Source organism: Pseudoalteromonas sp. QJM3NY_22 (assembly GCF_056173065.1).
Map to the genome: position 1 here is coordinate 2,006,035 of NZ_CM149655.1, position 13,348 is coordinate 2,019,382.

The following is a 13,348-nucleotide window of genomic DNA, read 5'->3' on the forward strand; positions in this document are numbered from 1 at the left end:
TTAGTTAAGTAATGGTTACACTATAATAATTAGGAGCTAATAAATGCTTAAAACACCTTTGAAAATCACAACAACGTTACTTAAATTTACTGCAATTGCAGGCGCCTGCACACTTGCACTATCAGCACATGGGAAAACACAACTTCAATATACCGACCAACAAAAGTTACATGATATAGCAGCTAAAGTATCAGCCGAACGTATTGGTAGTGACATTCAAACGCTGGTGGATTTCGGTACTCGCCATACAGGGCAAGAGCATGAAAAAAGTCTATGCGTTCAGTACCTTTTCAAGGTAGGCTGTACTGCGCATAGCTTTTTTCTGTTTTGCGGGCATGCCTTTACTAAAACTTTTTTCTGCTTTTAGCTGATTAAATGCGATGTGTCTCAGCCCCGCAAATACAGGTGCTGCACCTTCGCGCCTAATTCGACACTCATCTTCTTTAAATCCTACATCTAAACGCCAATGTAATCCATTTTCTATTTGCCAATGTTGTCGTGCTCCTCTCGCGAGTTCTTCCGCTGTTAAATTCGCTGAACTAATATAGTATCTATAGCATAACTCATTGCTTAATTTACCTTTTTCTTTTCTATAAGAAACAATAACACCCACTGTTTTTACACCTTCCCAGTGTATCGTTTCTGATAAACCGCTCACGTTATGGCTCACTGCACAGCACCTAAATTCTTCTCTATTTTTTTGATAATCGGCTTCGTTAAACAAGAGCCCATCAGATGCTTGTCGTGCTACCTCAGGTAATAACACATCTTCTATTTGTGACAGTAGCCTTTTATGGTTTGCTTTTACCGCAAGTAAGTAATCGGCTTCTTTACCAACTATTTTTTTTGCAATTGATTTTTGACACCCCATAGCGTCAATCGTTACTAAGCAGCCTTTTATCTCTAATAATTCAAGCAGCTCTGGCAACGCTTTTATTTCATTCGACTTTTTATCAACAGGGCATTGTGCCAAAACAACACCATTTTCGCATGCAAATGCACTGATCATATAAAGCGCATCGCGTCTATCTGACTGATTAAATGAACCTTTCAATCGTTTACCGTCAATAGCAACTACACCGCCTTGAGTTAATTTGGAGCAGGCTTTCATCCAAGAAGAAAAGGAATCTTGGAATTGCGTCATGTCAATACGGCTCATTACACGAGCAATTGTGTCATGGCGAGGGATCCCTTGTTCAAGAAGAACATATTTTCTGAGCCAATCTAGTCTATCATGACCAAAATCTTCAATCTCTTCCCAGCCCTGACAGCCTGAAACAACAGCGCTAACAGCTAAGAATATGATATCAAATAGTTTATGAACAACTTTACCTTGTTGGCGAGGGTCGTCGATTGATTCGAAATATTTAAATAGCTGAATGTTAGACATGGGGATGCTCCTTAAAAAAGGAGTATAAGATCATACTTTTAAGTCAAGGTAAAGTTCGTGATCTTGCCCTGACTCGCCATACGCTTTCAGAAACTAAATCGGATACTCGAGGCATTGGTGCGGCTAGGCGCTGGATAAAAAAAGAATTTGAAAAAATATCCGCACAGTGTGGCGGTTGCCTAGAAATTATTGAAGTAAAGGACACTATATCGGGCGAGAAACGCATTCCTAATCCTGTTGAAGTGGTTAATATAGTGGCCATTCAACGCGGGTCGAGCGAGCCTAATCGCATGGTGATGATGTCGGGTGACATAGATTCTCGTGTAAGTGATGTTATGGACTTTACGAGTGATTCACCTGGGGCAAATGATAACGCATCAGGCGTGGCAGGTGTAATAGAAGCTGCTCGTGTTTTAAGTAAATACAAATTTAATGGCTCGGTAGTTTACGCGGCGCTTTCGGGCGAAGAGCAAGGTTTGTTTGGTGGGAAAATATTAACGGCTTACGCGCAAAAGCATGACTGGCAAGTTCATGGCGTTTTAAACAACGATATGATTGGCAATATTACCGGTATTAATGGGGTAACCGATAATACAACTGCACGTATATTTTCAGAAGGTACCCGTGTTGTAGAAACAAAAGAGCACGCTAATACTCGGCGCTTTACAGGTGGTGAAGTTGATTCTGCTAGTCGTAATTTAGCGCGCTACATAGATACTATTGCGGATAGATACATTCCTAATTTAGATACAATGCTTGTATATCGATTAGATAGGTTTGGCCGTGGTGGACATCATCGTCCATTTAACGATGCAGGTTTTGCCGCAGTGCGTATTATGGAAACTAACGAGCATTACGATCGCCAGCATCAAGATTTACGCACCGAAAATGGGGTTGAGTATGGCGATACTATTGAAGGCGTTGATTTTGACTATACGGCCAAGTTAACTTCACTTAATGCGGTAACGATGGCATCAATGGCCTGGGCACCTGCACCGCCAAAAGAAGTTAAAATAACAGGAGCAGTTACAGCTGATACGTCGTTTTCATGGCAACAAAGCAGTTATGAAAATATTGCGGGTTACAAAATTTATTGGCGCTATACAAGCGAGCCGCAATGGCAGTTTAGCAAGTACGTTGGCAGGGTTTCACAGTACACACTTAAAAATGTAGTGATTGATAATTATTACTTTGGTGTAGCCTCTGTTAGTAGAGACGGTGTTGAGTCGCCAGTAGTGTTTCCGGGTGATGTCGGTTCGTTTGATCACAATATAAAATAGTAGTTTGGCTGAAAATTCAGCAAACAGAGCGCTTGAAGGTGTAAACGGCCATTTTATACTTGCACCTTATTTACTAAGCCCTTAGAGTGTAAAAAAAGAAGTAAAAGGTTATTAAAAATGCAGCAACAAGAAAAAAAACCGTTAACAGCACAAGAGCAAGCTTTAGCAGAGCAACAAGGTGTTGCATGGCAGCGTGAATGTTTTCAGGCAGCGCAAAAGCACTTAGCTGAAAAGGGCATTATGCCAAAATCAGTAGTTGATAAAGATAGCCGATTTTTAGCGCCCCTTTGCGCAATGTGGAAATTTAAAGCACAAAATGGTAAAACATATTGGGTGGTAACAGGGCGGTTACCTACAGATCATGCTGAGGTTAGTGCGGCTACAGATGCCCGCGATGCAATGCGTTACTTTTCTTTGCAGTGGCAATTAAAAGCGGATCAAATTACGAGTACAGGCGCCCGTGACAAAACGCAGGTAGATTTTGCTAACTTACTTATAAATAGAGCACATGGCTTGTACGAAATGTATGAAAATGAACCTCTGTGGGCAAATGAACCAAAGTAACTACAGTTTGGGTTAAGTAAAAAAGTAGAGGGTGATGGTTTATTTATTGCCCTTTTCTTTATCTAATGGACAAGTGTGAAAGGCGTTGTATTAAACGCCGAAACAGAGCATTGCATACGTTGCCTAGGAATTCCCGCCTCCATAAACACATTTCCTTGCTGAATAAAGCCATTTCGCTTAAAACGTTCTACTTCATCTAGAATACAATTAATACTGACGGCTTCTATCCCCTGATTTGATGCTAAATCAATAATGAAATTGAGAAGCGATTTATATACATTGCGGTTTCGGTGTGCGGGTAGTACAGCTATTCGACCAATTAAGCCATCAGTACATAATCGGCCTGTAGCAACGGGGCAGTGAGTGTCGTCTGTAACAAGTACATGCAACGCAAATTTATCTAGGCTATCAAATTCTATACGTTTAGGTATGCGTAATTCATAAACAAAAACACGCTCACGAATTAGTTGAAGCATATCCTTACGTATAGCCCATTCTACTTTATCAACTTGATAGCCCATGGCAAACTCCTAGTTAAACCAAATTCCCTCATTAACGAGTGTAGTAAAGGTTTGAATAAATACTAGGCTAGGTTTTAAAAATTTTAACTGCGAGGCTTCAAACTCGATATCGTCAGTTAGTAGTTTCACAGCAGCTAAGTCAGTTAATAACACAGTGTAATTTTCGCCGTTTACACTTAACAAAATGTTTTCTTCAAGCAATTGATAAATAGCGCGTGTGCCACCTAAGCGTTCAAACACAATGGTGTTATTAGTTAATGCATTCGTTATTTGCTCAGCTGAAAATGGCTCTTCAGCAGGCGCTAAGTCCATTTCATGTTTAGGTTGGCTTAAGGTTGTTCCTAGCCATTGTTTGAATAACGTGTCGTTTTCAAGCAGTCCTTGCATTAATGTTTTAACTTTAGTGACTTCAATATTATTAAGCTCACCTTTAGATTCTCTGAGTGTGAGATTACCATCGGTGTAGCGTTTTTGACCGCTTTCGGTATCAATAATATGATCGGCGAAGCTCGACAATAAATCTTGTTGATTAGGGGCTCTAAAACCAACTGAGTAATTGAGTGCATTTTCTACAGCGTAACCTTCGTGAGGACACCCAGGTGGAATATATAAAATATCGCCGGGCTCTAATATGCAATCTATTACGGCTTCAAATGCTTCTACTTGCAGTAATTTTTTGTTTTGAGCAAACTGCTTAAGTGTCGGATCAGGCAGACCTACACGCCAATGACGTTTGCCTTCGCCTTGAATAATAAATACATCGTACTGATCTAAGTGTGGGCCAACACCACCATTAGGCGTTGAATAGCTGATCATTAAATCATCTATGCGCCAGTTTGGAATAAACCTAAATGGTTCTAGTAGTTGTGCAGCATCGCTATGCCAGTGATCAACTGCTTGCACGAGCAATGTAGAGTGATCGTCTGTTAACTGATCAAAGTCTTCAAATGGACCTTGGTGCGTTTGCCAATCATTTTTATGATTGGTGATAATGCGTGACTCTATGCTTTCTTCCATTGCGAGACCAGCAAGCTCATTAGCATCAAGTGGGTCTTGAAAATCAGTAAAACCTTGTTTGATTAAAAGCGGTTTTTTTTGCCAAAAATGGCTTAAAAACTCTTGCTCAGACAAATTATTTATTTTTAATTGATACATACATTATGCCTACTAGTTAGTGCAATGGGGTAAAACAAAAAAAGCGAAAGGATGATCCTTTCGCTTTTTAAAAGAGCAATTTAGTTTTTAAACTAAATCATCAATAAACTCAACAGCACGACCAATGTAATTAGCAGGTGTTAGTTTTTTCATTTCTACTTTAGCGTGCTCTGGAAGGTCAAGACCATCGATAAAGTCAGCCATTATTTCTTGATTTACACGTTTACCGCGTGTTAAATCTTTAAGTTTTTCGTATGGCTTTTCAATGCCATATTTACGCATAACGGTTTGAATCGGCTCGGCTAGCAATTCCCAGTTTTGATCAAGCTCGTCAGCTAAACGTTGCTCGTTTACTTCAAGCTTGCTTACACCTTTAAGTGTTGATTGGTATGCAATAATCGCATAACCCATACCTACACCTAAGTTACGTAATACCGTTGAATCGGTAAGGTCACGCTGCCAGCGAGAAACTGGTAATTTTTGTGCAAGATGAGCAAAAATAGCGTTTGCTAAGCCTAAGTTACCTTCTGAGTTTTCAAAATCAATTGGGTTAACTTTATGCGGCATTGTTGATGAGCCAATTTCGCCAGCAATTGTTTTTTGCTTAAAGTGATTAAGGGCAATGTAGCCCCACATGTCACGATCAAAATCGAGCAATATAGTGTTAAAACGTGCAATTGCGTCAAACAACTCTGCAATATAGTCATGCGGTTCAATTTGTGTCGTAAATGGATTTAGTGTTAAACCTAAGCTTGATACAAACTTATCTGCGTGTGTATGCCAGTCGTAATCTGGGTATGCGCTAAGGTGAGCGTTGTAGTTACCAACAGCACCGTTAACTTTACCTAACATTTCTACTTGAGCAATTTGCCCGCGTTGACGTTTTAAACGCATGTATACGTTAGCAAACTCTTTACCCATAGTCGATGGTGTAGCAGGTTGCCCGTGTGTACGAGTCATCATTGGGATTGTTTTGTATTCGATTGCTTTTTCTTTAATTGCGCTTAAAAGTTCATCGCAATAAGGAAGTAAAACGTTTTTACGCGCTTCGCTTAGCATTAAACCATGAGATAGATTATTAATATCTTCTGAAGTACAAGCAAAGTGAATAAATTCATTGATTGCGTGAAGCTCACTGTTATCGGCGACTTTTTCTTTTAGTAGGTATTCAACCGCTTTAACATCGTGATTTGTTGTGCGTTCAATGTCTTTAACGCGCTGTGCATCAGCTTCACTGAAGTTATCTACAATGGCGTTTAGAAGTGCATTAGCTTCTTCGCTAAATGCAGGCACTTCTTTAATATCGCTTGCTGCAGCTAACGCTTGCAACCAACGCACTTCAACAATTACGCGGTATTTGATTAAGCCAAATTCGCTGAAAATACTGCGCAGTTCAGTGGTTTTGCTGCCGTAGCGACCATCCACTGGAGAGATAGCCGTTAACGCTGAAAGCTCCATAATAACTCCTAAATTTTAGTTTGAACGATAGTTAAATTTTTGTTTTAGCAATGGCGAGTATTTTTCTTTTTGCAAAGAAAAAGTGACGGCGTTTACCGCCCATTTGTCGCCATAATACTGCACTTCTAATGCCGGCTAATAATAACGCACGGATTTTATTTTGAGTGAGCTGCTGTTTTAATAACTCGGGTTTACCATAAACCTGTATTCGGTGCCCTAGGGGGCTCAGCACCGACGAGTATATATCTGCTAAACCGGCAACAACGCTCTCGTCGGTAATAGCAAAATGATCTAAACGACGATGAATATCATCAATTCGTTTGCCTAATTCGTTTAAGCTTTTATCGTTTGCACTTAGCGCACGCTCAAGCTGCATTAAACCACCTACGTATTTTACTATTTCAACATCTTTTTGAGCGCCTGCGGTTAGCTGCGCCATTAATGTTTTATAGCCATCACGTAAGTTGTCAGTACCTTGGTAAACATCTTCTGGCGAAGCCGGTGATGTTTGAATAATGCTTGAAAGTAATACTTCTAAGTCGTGCTCATTATTACTGCCGTACTGGGCAATTTTTTGAACTTGCTTAGCCACTTGGCACATGGCGGCAAGCGCCATGACTTGGTGTTCATTCATTACTTGATCACCGAATCAATAATACCACCGCCTAAACACACATCTTCTGCGTAAAATACGGCAGATTGACCAGGTGTCACTGCTTTTTGTGGCTCGTCGAACAATACGCGGGCCATGCCGTCTTCACCTACAAGTAGGGTACAGCTTAAGTCTTCTTGGCGGTAACGTGTTTTTACTGTGCAGCGAGTGGTACCTTTAGGACCAATGCGATCAACCCAATGCAATTGGTTTGCATTAAGACCATTACTGTATAGGCGAGGGTTATCTTTACCTTGGCCCACAATAAGTACGTTACGTTCTAAGTCTTTATCAACTACGTACCATGGTTCGCCAGAACCTTCTTTCATACCACCAATTAACAAGCCTTTGCGTTGTCCAAGTGTGTGGTACATTAAGCCTTCGTGCTCGCCTACGTTATTACCGTCAGTGTCTTCAATAACGCCAGGTTGTGCTGGTAAGAACTTTTGTAAAAAGTCTTTAAATTTACGCTCACCAATAAAGCAGATACCTGTGCTGTCTTTTTTATCGTGCGTGATTAGGTCTTGCTCTTCTGCTATGCGGCGTACTTCTGGTTTTTCGATATCGCCTACCGGGAATAAGGTTTGGCCGATATGTTCATGGCTTAGGGTATATAAGAAGTAGCTTTGATCTTTATTGTTATCAAGTCCGCGACACATAACGTATTTGTCATCGCGAAGCTCACGGCGAACATAGTGACCCGTTGCAATAAAGTCAGCACCGAGTGCTTGAGCCGCAAATTCTAAAAAGGCTTTAAATTTAATTTCTTTATTACACATTATATCTGGGTTTGGAGTACGACCGGCTTTGTACTCTGCTAAAAAGTATTCAAATACATTATCCCAATACTCTGCTGCAAAGTTAACAGTGTGAAGCTCAATGCCTAATTTGTCGCACACAGCTTGTGCATCTTTTAAATCATCAGCGGCAGCACAATATTCATCATTGTCGTCTTCTTCCCAGTTCTTCATAAACAGGCCTTCTACTTGGTAGCCCTGTTGTTGTAATAAATATGCAGATACAGAAGAATCAACACCGCCGGACATGCCAACAATGACTTTAATGTGACTATTTTCGCTCATGAATAATTTCGCTTATACAGATTGCTGTTAACTTGGAAAGGCCGCGATTATAGCATGTATTTTGTTTGTCCTTAAAGAGAGTAAAGGGGCAAAGGAAGGAATTAGTCACTATTTTATTTATATAACAAATAGAAAAAGAAACTTAGAAAGTATAAAAAACAATCCTTTTGTTTTAATTAGGTTTTTATATTGCTAACTATGTTATGAGTATGAGTAAATTTTGTTATATTTTTTCAGTGATTTAGTATTATTTTCTTTCAAATATTCGGCAGTAAATATAAACTGCGCCCGCACGAGGGCGTGTTGACCTTTCGTGATTGATTTTGCAGCAGACTGTTTGGTATCTGGGCAAGGCAGAGCCTATGTAGTGTGGTTATCCCCCATAAATAGGCGATAACGCAGCATAAATGCCAAACATGCGCTGCCCTTTGAGTTCTTTTTAGGGACGATTAACTCTTTGTTGCTCGGTTTTTACTTAGCCCACTAGGTTACAAACCTCGCGCCGCGATTAAATCGCCCCTAGATTGAACAAGTTTCAATCTACAAAGGTCAACACGCCCTAGGATATAACCTCGTTATATCGATTTAGTGAGCTGGCCAATATAATCAATGGAATGAATATATGAACTACGTTGAACAAATAAATAAAATTAAATCGTTAGTTGAATATTACACTTGTCAATTTAATCAGCCTATTAGTGAGTTACTAAATAACCCCTCAAGTGAATTTAAGCAATCGGCTTATCGTCTTTTTTACGAACTGATTAAGTTTAAAAACCCTTCTTTTTGCCAAGAACCACACCCTATAAATGAGGTGTTTAGCTTAATTAAACGTTCAATTTCTTGCACTGAGCATTTAGAAAAGTCAGCACTTGAATGTGTGGAACGTTGGTGGCTTGAATGGTACTTCACGCTAGAAATGGATGCCAAACTTGCATCAAGCATAACTGACATCCCTGCGAGTTATGTATCATCAAGCACACAACACCCAATGCGCAAACATGAGCTAAGCCATTACGCTAGGTTGTTTACTGTGCTGCCAATGCCAATTTGTAATGTGTGTGCTCGAACTGGTGATCTATTAAAAGTAAATCAACGCTTTGTTGATATTTTTGGTTACACGTTAGATGAAGTGCCTAATTTAGCTGCTTGGTGGGAAAAGGCTTTTCCAGATCCAGAGTATAGAAAATCAGCCAAAGCATTATGGAAAAACTCTTTGCAGTTTGCGAAGGAAAATAACAATGATATTCCTGCAAATGACTATCGTGTTCGTTGCAGTAATGGTAGCAAGTTAGTAATGGAAGTGTCGGGTATTGATAATGGCGATGAATTTATTGCAGTATTTTACGATGCCACTGAACGTCTAAAAGCACAAGATATACTACGTGATATGGCTTTTTTGGATGCGCTGACGAAAATAGCGAATAGACGTCGATTTGACGAAAAGTTAACACATGAGTTTGAGCGTGCGAAGGCGTACGAAGGTTCATTGTCATTAATCATCCTTGATATAGATCACTTTAAAGAATTTAATGATTTATACGGACACGTAGCGGGTGATACTTGTTTATATGATGTGGCTCAAAAAATAGCATCAACAGTGAGTCGCCCTGAGGATTTTGTTGCTCGCTATGGTGGGGAAGAGTTTATAGTTTTATTACCACAAACGGACAAGCAAGGTGCTTTGTTTATAGCTGAGCAGATACAAAAAGCGATAGAAAATTTAGCCATTGCGCATGAAGGTAGTTTTACCGGTTTTTTATCTGTAAGTATGGGTATAAATACAATAGATAAATGCACAGCTAGTGATGAGCTAAATTTTATAAAAGCAGCCGACAGCGCACTTTATTATGCAAAGAGACAAGGCCGCAATTGTATTGCTTTAAGTGCTAATTAAATAACCTGCATATTATTTTGTTTGGTATTTATGCTGCATTAGCGCCTATTTATCGGGGATAACCACGCACTACAGGCGCAGAGATACCTAAAAACTAAACATACGGCTGCAAACTTAACCTCGAGAGATAAACAGGCCTTAGGCTTAAAATAGTTTAAGCCTAATTGTATATAGTTTCGAGACTTAATATTGGCCGATTTAGACTATCATCAATACACTTTAAAACTAGGGGACTTCTGAGCGGTAGTGATTTTATTTGCTCGTAGGTGTGCCAATTCGCGCTAATAATGTTGCTATCTAGCGGTTTTGGGACTGGTATATTCTGAGGTGCTTCAAATAAGAAGCAGAACCGTAAATAGTGCACTGCGTTATCGGCATGCAAATTATACACACCTAAAAAGCCAATAGGCTCAAGCGCTAAGCCTGTTTCTTCAAGTAACTCTCTGCTTGCAGCTTGTGCAAGTGTCTCATTTTTCTCTAAATGACCCGCAGGTTGATTGTAACAAATTTGCTTTGTAAATTTATCGCGCTCTTTTACAAGTAAAAACTCATTTTGCTTTTTTACTATAGCTGCAACCGTAACATGCGGTTTATGCATCAACTACGCCCTTAATTACTTTGTATTCACCACAATTAATATCATCCAACGTATAGTTACCAATGCTATAGCGAATGAGGCGAAGAGTAGGGTGGCCAATATGAGCCGTCATGCGGCGGACTTGTCTGTTTTTACCTTCGTTAATGGTAATGCTTAGCCAAGTAGTGGGGATTGCTTTTCGTTCACGTACAGGCGGATTACGCGCCCAAATCGTAGGTTCATCAATTATTTTAACGTTAGCGGGGAGTGTAAGCCCGTCTTTAAGTTCTACGCCATTACATAAATCATTAATTGATTCACTCGTTGGTTCACCTTCAACTTGTGCCCAGTAGGTTTTATTCGTTTTTTTATCAGGAGCAGTCAAGGTGTTTTGTAATTTTCCACAGTTTGTTAAAAGCAATAAACCTTCACTGTCTCTGTCTAATCTTCCTGCGGCGTAAACTTCTTTAATCGGGATAAATTCTGCAAGCGTTTTTCTGTCTGCGTCATCTGTAAATTGGCATAGCACATCAAATGGTTTATTGAATAACACAATTTTTCTGTCTTTAGATGCTATTTGCGGCTTTATTTCTCTTTTACCTGAAGGCGTTTTATTAAGTGCACTGCGAGAATAAGTACGGCCAGTACTTCTTTTTGGCTTGGCTTGTGCTGCTTGATTATTGCCTGATTTAGCTCTCATTATATGCACCTAGCTGGTTTTGGTAATCCGGCAATTTTTGTTGCTTGCTTGGCTGGGCCTTTAGGAAATAATTTATATAAATAAAGGCTATTTCCTTTGTCTTCACCGAGTGCTTTAGCCATTGCTTTTACAAGCATTCTAATTGCTGGGCTGGTGTTATATTCAATGTAAAAATCACGAACAAAGTTAATGACTTCCCAGTGTTGCTCACTAAGTGTGATGTTTTCTTGAGTAGCAATTACAGGCGCCAGCTCCTTTGACCATAAAGTATGGTCGAGCAAGTAGCCTTGTTTGTCGGTTTCAATCTGTTGGTTGTTAAATTCAAGCATGAGTTACCACGTAATTGATTGGTTAGTTGATAAAGTGAGTGCCACAAAGTCTTCATAGCTAATTGCTTTATCGTTATTTGCTAATTTTATTGCACGTACTTGCGCGTCTTGTTCAAGTATTAACAGTGTATCTGCAAACTGCCTAAATTGTTTTTTTGCAAAGCAGGCATCACCAACCAGCAAAATGCTATCGGTTGGTAAAATTAAATTTTCTAATTGATTTGCACAGTAGTAGTTAAGCGGCTTAGAAAAAATATGTAACGTGCTCATAGATTCACCACATGCTGCTGGGCTTTAATTAATGTTTGTTGTTGGCTAAAGTTGAGTGCTTTTGCCTCTATGAGTAAATCATGTTTATTTAAACCATAATCAAGCAATGATTTTTCACACACGTAAATGTTTTCAACATCGTAAATTTCGAGTGTTTTAATATTTTTAAAAAAGTCTTTTAAGCCAATATCATTTGGTTGCTGATGCTTTTTTAAAGCTAAAACGGCGGGGCCGCTAAACAACCAACTTACATTTTGGTCAACAGCAGCAAATATCAATGTCATATCAAGTGCATCACGAATATTTAAATCGTCAAATGGGCTGCACTGACTCATTACTAATACGTTTATCATTTAAATTGCACCCATTTATCTGCGTCGCTTGCAAGCATTGCAAATTCAGCTAACCCTGCGACTTTAAATACACCTGTGTTTTTAATATCCAACCCGCGCTTTTGCGCGGCGGTAACACACAGCATTAAATTTAGTTTTTGATCAGCGAGTTGCTGCCAAAGTGCTGAAATTCGAAGTTCGTCTGAGGATAAATCAAAGTGGGTAGATGCATGATAAATACCTTGCTGGTATAAAAAAATAGCATCAATGGTATGCCCTTGGGCTAAACATGCATTCGCAAATTTAACTATGCGTTGCGTGGTATCGTGATCGGATGGTGGTGTATGTAATGAAAGAACAAAGCGTGCCAAAACAATTCCAATAAAAAAGCCCCAATAAAGGGGCTATTTTAACAGAACTATTTAATTAGTCATCACTTGCGCCAAGTAGAGCAAGCAAAGAGGTAAATAAGTTATATACGCTTAGGTATAAAGATACTGTTGCACGAACGTAGTTAGTTTCGCCACCGTTTATGATTCGGCTTGTATCAAATAAAATCAAACCAGACATAATCAGTACAACTGCTGCATTAATTACCATAAACATCAATGAACTGCCAATAAAAATATTAACGATGCTTGCTACAATTACAACGATTAAGCCAACAGTTAAAAAGCCACCCATAAATGAGAAATCTTTTTTAGTATTTAGTGCATAAGCAGACAAACCAAAAAAGATAAGCGCTGTAGAACCTAAGGCTTGCATAATAAGCATTGGTCCATTAGGTAATGCGGCATAATGGTTAAGCAATGGACCTAAGCCAGCCCCCATTAAACCTGTGAAAGCAAACACCCAAAATACACCAGATGCTGTATCTGCTTTTTTATTTACAACAAATAATAAACCAAACGAAACGAGTGTAAACACAATTCCCATAAAGTAAGGTAATTGTAGTGCCATTGAAATACCGGCTGTAACTGCGCTAAATGCAAGTGTCATAGCTAGTAAAAAGTAGGTGTTTTTAAGTACCTTGTTTGTTTCAATGGTAGACATTACCGGTTTCGCGGTATTGTACGACTGATTAAACGCCATTGTAGAGCTCCTTTAAGTGAAACGTGTGTGTTTCGATAATTTAACTAAA

General features: G+C 39.3%; 15 protein-coding genes and 2 pseudogenes. 4 read left to right on the forward strand and 13 right to left on the reverse strand.

Annotation, left to right across the window (positions count from 1 at the left end; all coding sequences use genetic code 11):
- Positions 1 to 43: 43 nt before the first annotated feature.
- Positions 44 to 259, forward strand: a pseudogene (locus AC0VZ4_RS08935) (peptidase M28); the annotation flags it as partial.
- 12 nt (positions 260 to 271) lie between these two features.
- Here the strand turns inward: AC0VZ4_RS08935 and AC0VZ4_RS08940 are convergent.
- Positions 272 to 1,390: an ISAs1 family transposase gene (locus AC0VZ4_RS08940; protein ID WP_007378406.1), complete on the reverse strand. Its 1,119-nt coding sequence runs from the start codon at positions 1,388 to 1,390 to the stop codon at positions 272 to 274.
- Between the two features lie 71 nt (positions 1,391 to 1,461).
- On the opposite strand from AC0VZ4_RS08940, the pseudogene AC0VZ4_RS08945 reads away from it, so the two are divergent.
- Positions 1,462 to 2,670, forward strand: a pseudogene (locus AC0VZ4_RS08945) (M28 family peptidase); the annotation flags it as partial.
- A 117-nt stretch (positions 2,671 to 2,787) separates the two neighbouring features.
- On the forward strand, positions 2,788 to 3,234 hold the full coding sequence (locus AC0VZ4_RS08950; protein ID WP_475441500.1) for a DUF4826 family protein: 447 nt from the start codon (positions 2,788 to 2,790) through the stop codon (positions 3,232 to 3,234).
- Between the two features lie 62 nt (positions 3,235 to 3,296).
- On the opposite strand, the gene AC0VZ4_RS08955 is transcribed toward AC0VZ4_RS08950, so the two are convergent.
- The 5 genes from AC0VZ4_RS08955 to mnmA form a co-directional block, all read right to left on the reverse strand.
- The gene (locus tag AC0VZ4_RS08955) at positions 3,297 to 3,755 is read right to left on the reverse strand and encodes a GNAT family N-acetyltransferase (protein ID WP_475441501.1); all 459 of its coding nucleotides are present in this window, start codon (positions 3,753 to 3,755) and stop codon (positions 3,297 to 3,299) included.
- 9 nt (positions 3,756 to 3,764) lie between these two features.
- A complete protein-coding gene (locus tag AC0VZ4_RS08960) occupies positions 3,765 to 4,910 on the reverse strand; it encodes a ribosomal protein uL16 3-hydroxylase (RefSeq protein WP_475441502.1) in 1,146 nt (381 codons plus the stop codon).
- A gap of 87 nt (positions 4,911 to 4,997) precedes the next feature.
- Positions 4,998 to 6,368 carry an adenylosuccinate lyase gene (gene purB / locus AC0VZ4_RS08965; protein ID WP_342866025.1) on the reverse strand — a complete coding sequence of 457 codons (1,371 nt, stop codon included), beginning with the start codon at positions 6,366 to 6,368 and terminating at the stop codon, positions 4,998 to 5,000.
- Positions 6,369 to 6,399: 31 nt separating this feature from the next.
- The gene (gene hflD, locus AC0VZ4_RS08970) at positions 6,400 to 7,002 is read right to left on the reverse strand and encodes a high frequency lysogenization protein HflD (protein WP_007375707.1); all 603 of its coding nucleotides are present in this window, start codon (positions 7,000 to 7,002) and stop codon (positions 6,400 to 6,402) included.
- On the reverse strand, positions 7,002 to 8,102 hold the full coding sequence (gene mnmA / locus AC0VZ4_RS08975; RefSeq protein ID WP_475441505.1) for a tRNA 2-thiouridine(34) synthase MnmA: 1,101 nt from the start codon (positions 8,100 to 8,102) through the stop codon (positions 7,002 to 7,004). The genes hflD and mnmA overlap by 1 nt, the downstream gene beginning before the upstream one ends.
- Before the next feature lie 622 nt (positions 8,103 to 8,724).
- Here mnmA and AC0VZ4_RS08980 point away from each other — a divergent pair.
- Positions 8,725 to 9,999 carry a sensor domain-containing diguanylate cyclase gene (locus AC0VZ4_RS08980; protein ID WP_475441506.1) on the forward strand — a complete coding sequence of 425 codons (1,275 nt, stop codon included), beginning with the start codon at positions 8,725 to 8,727 and terminating at the stop codon, positions 9,997 to 9,999.
- 160 nt (positions 10,000 to 10,159) lie between these two features.
- On the opposite strand, the gene AC0VZ4_RS08985 is transcribed toward AC0VZ4_RS08980, so the two are convergent.
- Genes AC0VZ4_RS08985 through AC0VZ4_RS09015 form a run of 7 tightly spaced genes read right to left on the reverse strand, consistent with a single transcriptional unit; the run spans position 10,160 to position 13,299 of the window.
- The gene (locus tag AC0VZ4_RS08985) at positions 10,160 to 10,597 is read right to left on the reverse strand and encodes an NUDIX hydrolase (protein ID WP_033039907.1); all 438 of its coding nucleotides are present in this window, start codon (positions 10,595 to 10,597) and stop codon (positions 10,160 to 10,162) included.
- On the reverse strand, positions 10,590 to 11,276 hold the full coding sequence (locus tag AC0VZ4_RS08990) for a pseudouridine synthase (RefSeq protein ID WP_096793205.1): 687 nt from the start codon (positions 11,274 to 11,276) through the stop codon (positions 10,590 to 10,592). Before AC0VZ4_RS08990 ends, AC0VZ4_RS08985 begins: the two co-directional genes overlap by 8 nt.
- Positions 11,276 to 11,605, reverse strand: a complete 330-nt coding sequence (locus AC0VZ4_RS08995; protein WP_007375712.1) for a TusE/DsrC/DsvC family sulfur relay protein — start codon at positions 11,603 to 11,605, stop codon at positions 11,276 to 11,278. Before AC0VZ4_RS08995 ends, AC0VZ4_RS08990 begins: the two co-directional genes overlap by 1 nt.
- Before the next feature lie 3 nt (positions 11,606 to 11,608).
- The gene (locus tag AC0VZ4_RS09000) at positions 11,609 to 11,875 is read right to left on the reverse strand and encodes a DsrH/TusB family sulfur metabolism protein (protein WP_475441507.1); all 267 of its coding nucleotides are present in this window, start codon (positions 11,873 to 11,875) and stop codon (positions 11,609 to 11,611) included.
- On the reverse strand, positions 11,872 to 12,228 hold the full coding sequence (tusC, locus tag AC0VZ4_RS09005) for a sulfurtransferase complex subunit TusC (protein ID WP_024600506.1): 357 nt from the start codon (positions 12,226 to 12,228) through the stop codon (positions 11,872 to 11,874). Before tusC ends, AC0VZ4_RS09000 begins: the two co-directional genes overlap by 4 nt.
- Positions 12,225 to 12,578, reverse strand: a complete 354-nt coding sequence (gene tusD, locus AC0VZ4_RS09010; protein WP_007375715.1) for a sulfurtransferase complex subunit TusD — start codon at positions 12,576 to 12,578, stop codon at positions 12,225 to 12,227. Before tusD ends, tusC begins: the two co-directional genes overlap by 4 nt.
- Before the next feature lie 55 nt (positions 12,579 to 12,633).
- Positions 12,634 to 13,299: a Bax inhibitor-1/YccA family protein gene (locus tag AC0VZ4_RS09015; protein ID WP_475441508.1), complete on the reverse strand. Its 666-nt coding sequence runs from the start codon at positions 13,297 to 13,299 to the stop codon at positions 12,634 to 12,636.
- Positions 13,300 to 13,348 lie beyond the last annotated feature (49 nt).

What these genes read in the sequence shown, in the direction of transcription:
- AC0VZ4_RS08980 (WP_475441506.1), top strand. Translation starts at nt 8,725, where the DNA reads ATGAACTACGTTGAACAAATAAATAAAATTAAATCGTTAGTTGAATAT.
- hflD (WP_007375707.1), bottom strand. Translation starts at nt 7,002, where the DNA reads ATGAATGAACACCAAGTCATGGCGCTTGCCGCCATGTGCCAAGTGGCT.
- AC0VZ4_RS08960 (WP_475441502.1), bottom strand. Translation starts at nt 4,910, where the DNA reads ATGTATCAATTAAAAATAAATAATTTGTCTGAGCAAGAGTTTTTAAGC.
- purB (WP_342866025.1), bottom strand. Translation starts at nt 6,368, where the DNA reads ATGGAGCTTTCAGCGTTAACGGCTATCTCTCCAGTGGATGGTCGCTAC.
- AC0VZ4_RS08955 (WP_475441501.1), bottom strand. Translation starts at nt 3,755, where the DNA reads ATGGGCTATCAAGTTGATAAAGTAGAATGGGCTATACGTAAGGATATG.
- AC0VZ4_RS08985 (WP_033039907.1), bottom strand. Translation starts at nt 10,597, where the DNA reads ATGCATAAACCGCATGTTACGGTTGCAGCTATAGTAAAAAAGCAAAAT.
- tusC (WP_024600506.1), bottom strand. Translation starts at nt 12,228, where the DNA reads ATGATAAACGTATTAGTAATGAGTCAGTGCAGCCCATTTGACGATTTA.
- AC0VZ4_RS08990 (WP_096793205.1), bottom strand. Translation starts at nt 11,276, where the DNA reads ATGAGAGCTAAATCAGGCAATAATCAAGCAGCACAAGCCAAGCCAAAA.
- AC0VZ4_RS08940 (WP_007378406.1), bottom strand. Translation starts at nt 1,390, where the DNA reads ATGTCTAACATTCAGCTATTTAAATATTTCGAATCAATCGACGACCCT.
- AC0VZ4_RS09000 (WP_475441507.1), bottom strand. Translation starts at nt 11,875, where the DNA reads ATGAGCACGTTACATATTTTTTCTAAGCCGCTTAACTACTACTGTGCA.
- AC0VZ4_RS08950 (WP_475441500.1), top strand. Translation starts at nt 2,788, where the DNA reads ATGCAGCAACAAGAAAAAAAACCGTTAACAGCACAAGAGCAAGCTTTA.
- AC0VZ4_RS08995 (WP_007375712.1), bottom strand. Translation starts at nt 11,605, where the DNA reads ATGCTTGAATTTAACAACCAACAGATTGAAACCGACAAACAAGGCTAC.
- AC0VZ4_RS09015 (WP_475441508.1), bottom strand. Translation starts at nt 13,299, where the DNA reads ATGGCGTTTAATCAGTCGTACAATACCGCGAAACCGGTAATGTCTACC.
- mnmA (WP_475441505.1), bottom strand. Translation starts at nt 8,102, where the DNA reads ATGAGCGAAAATAGTCACATTAAAGTCATTGTTGGCATGTCCGGCGGT.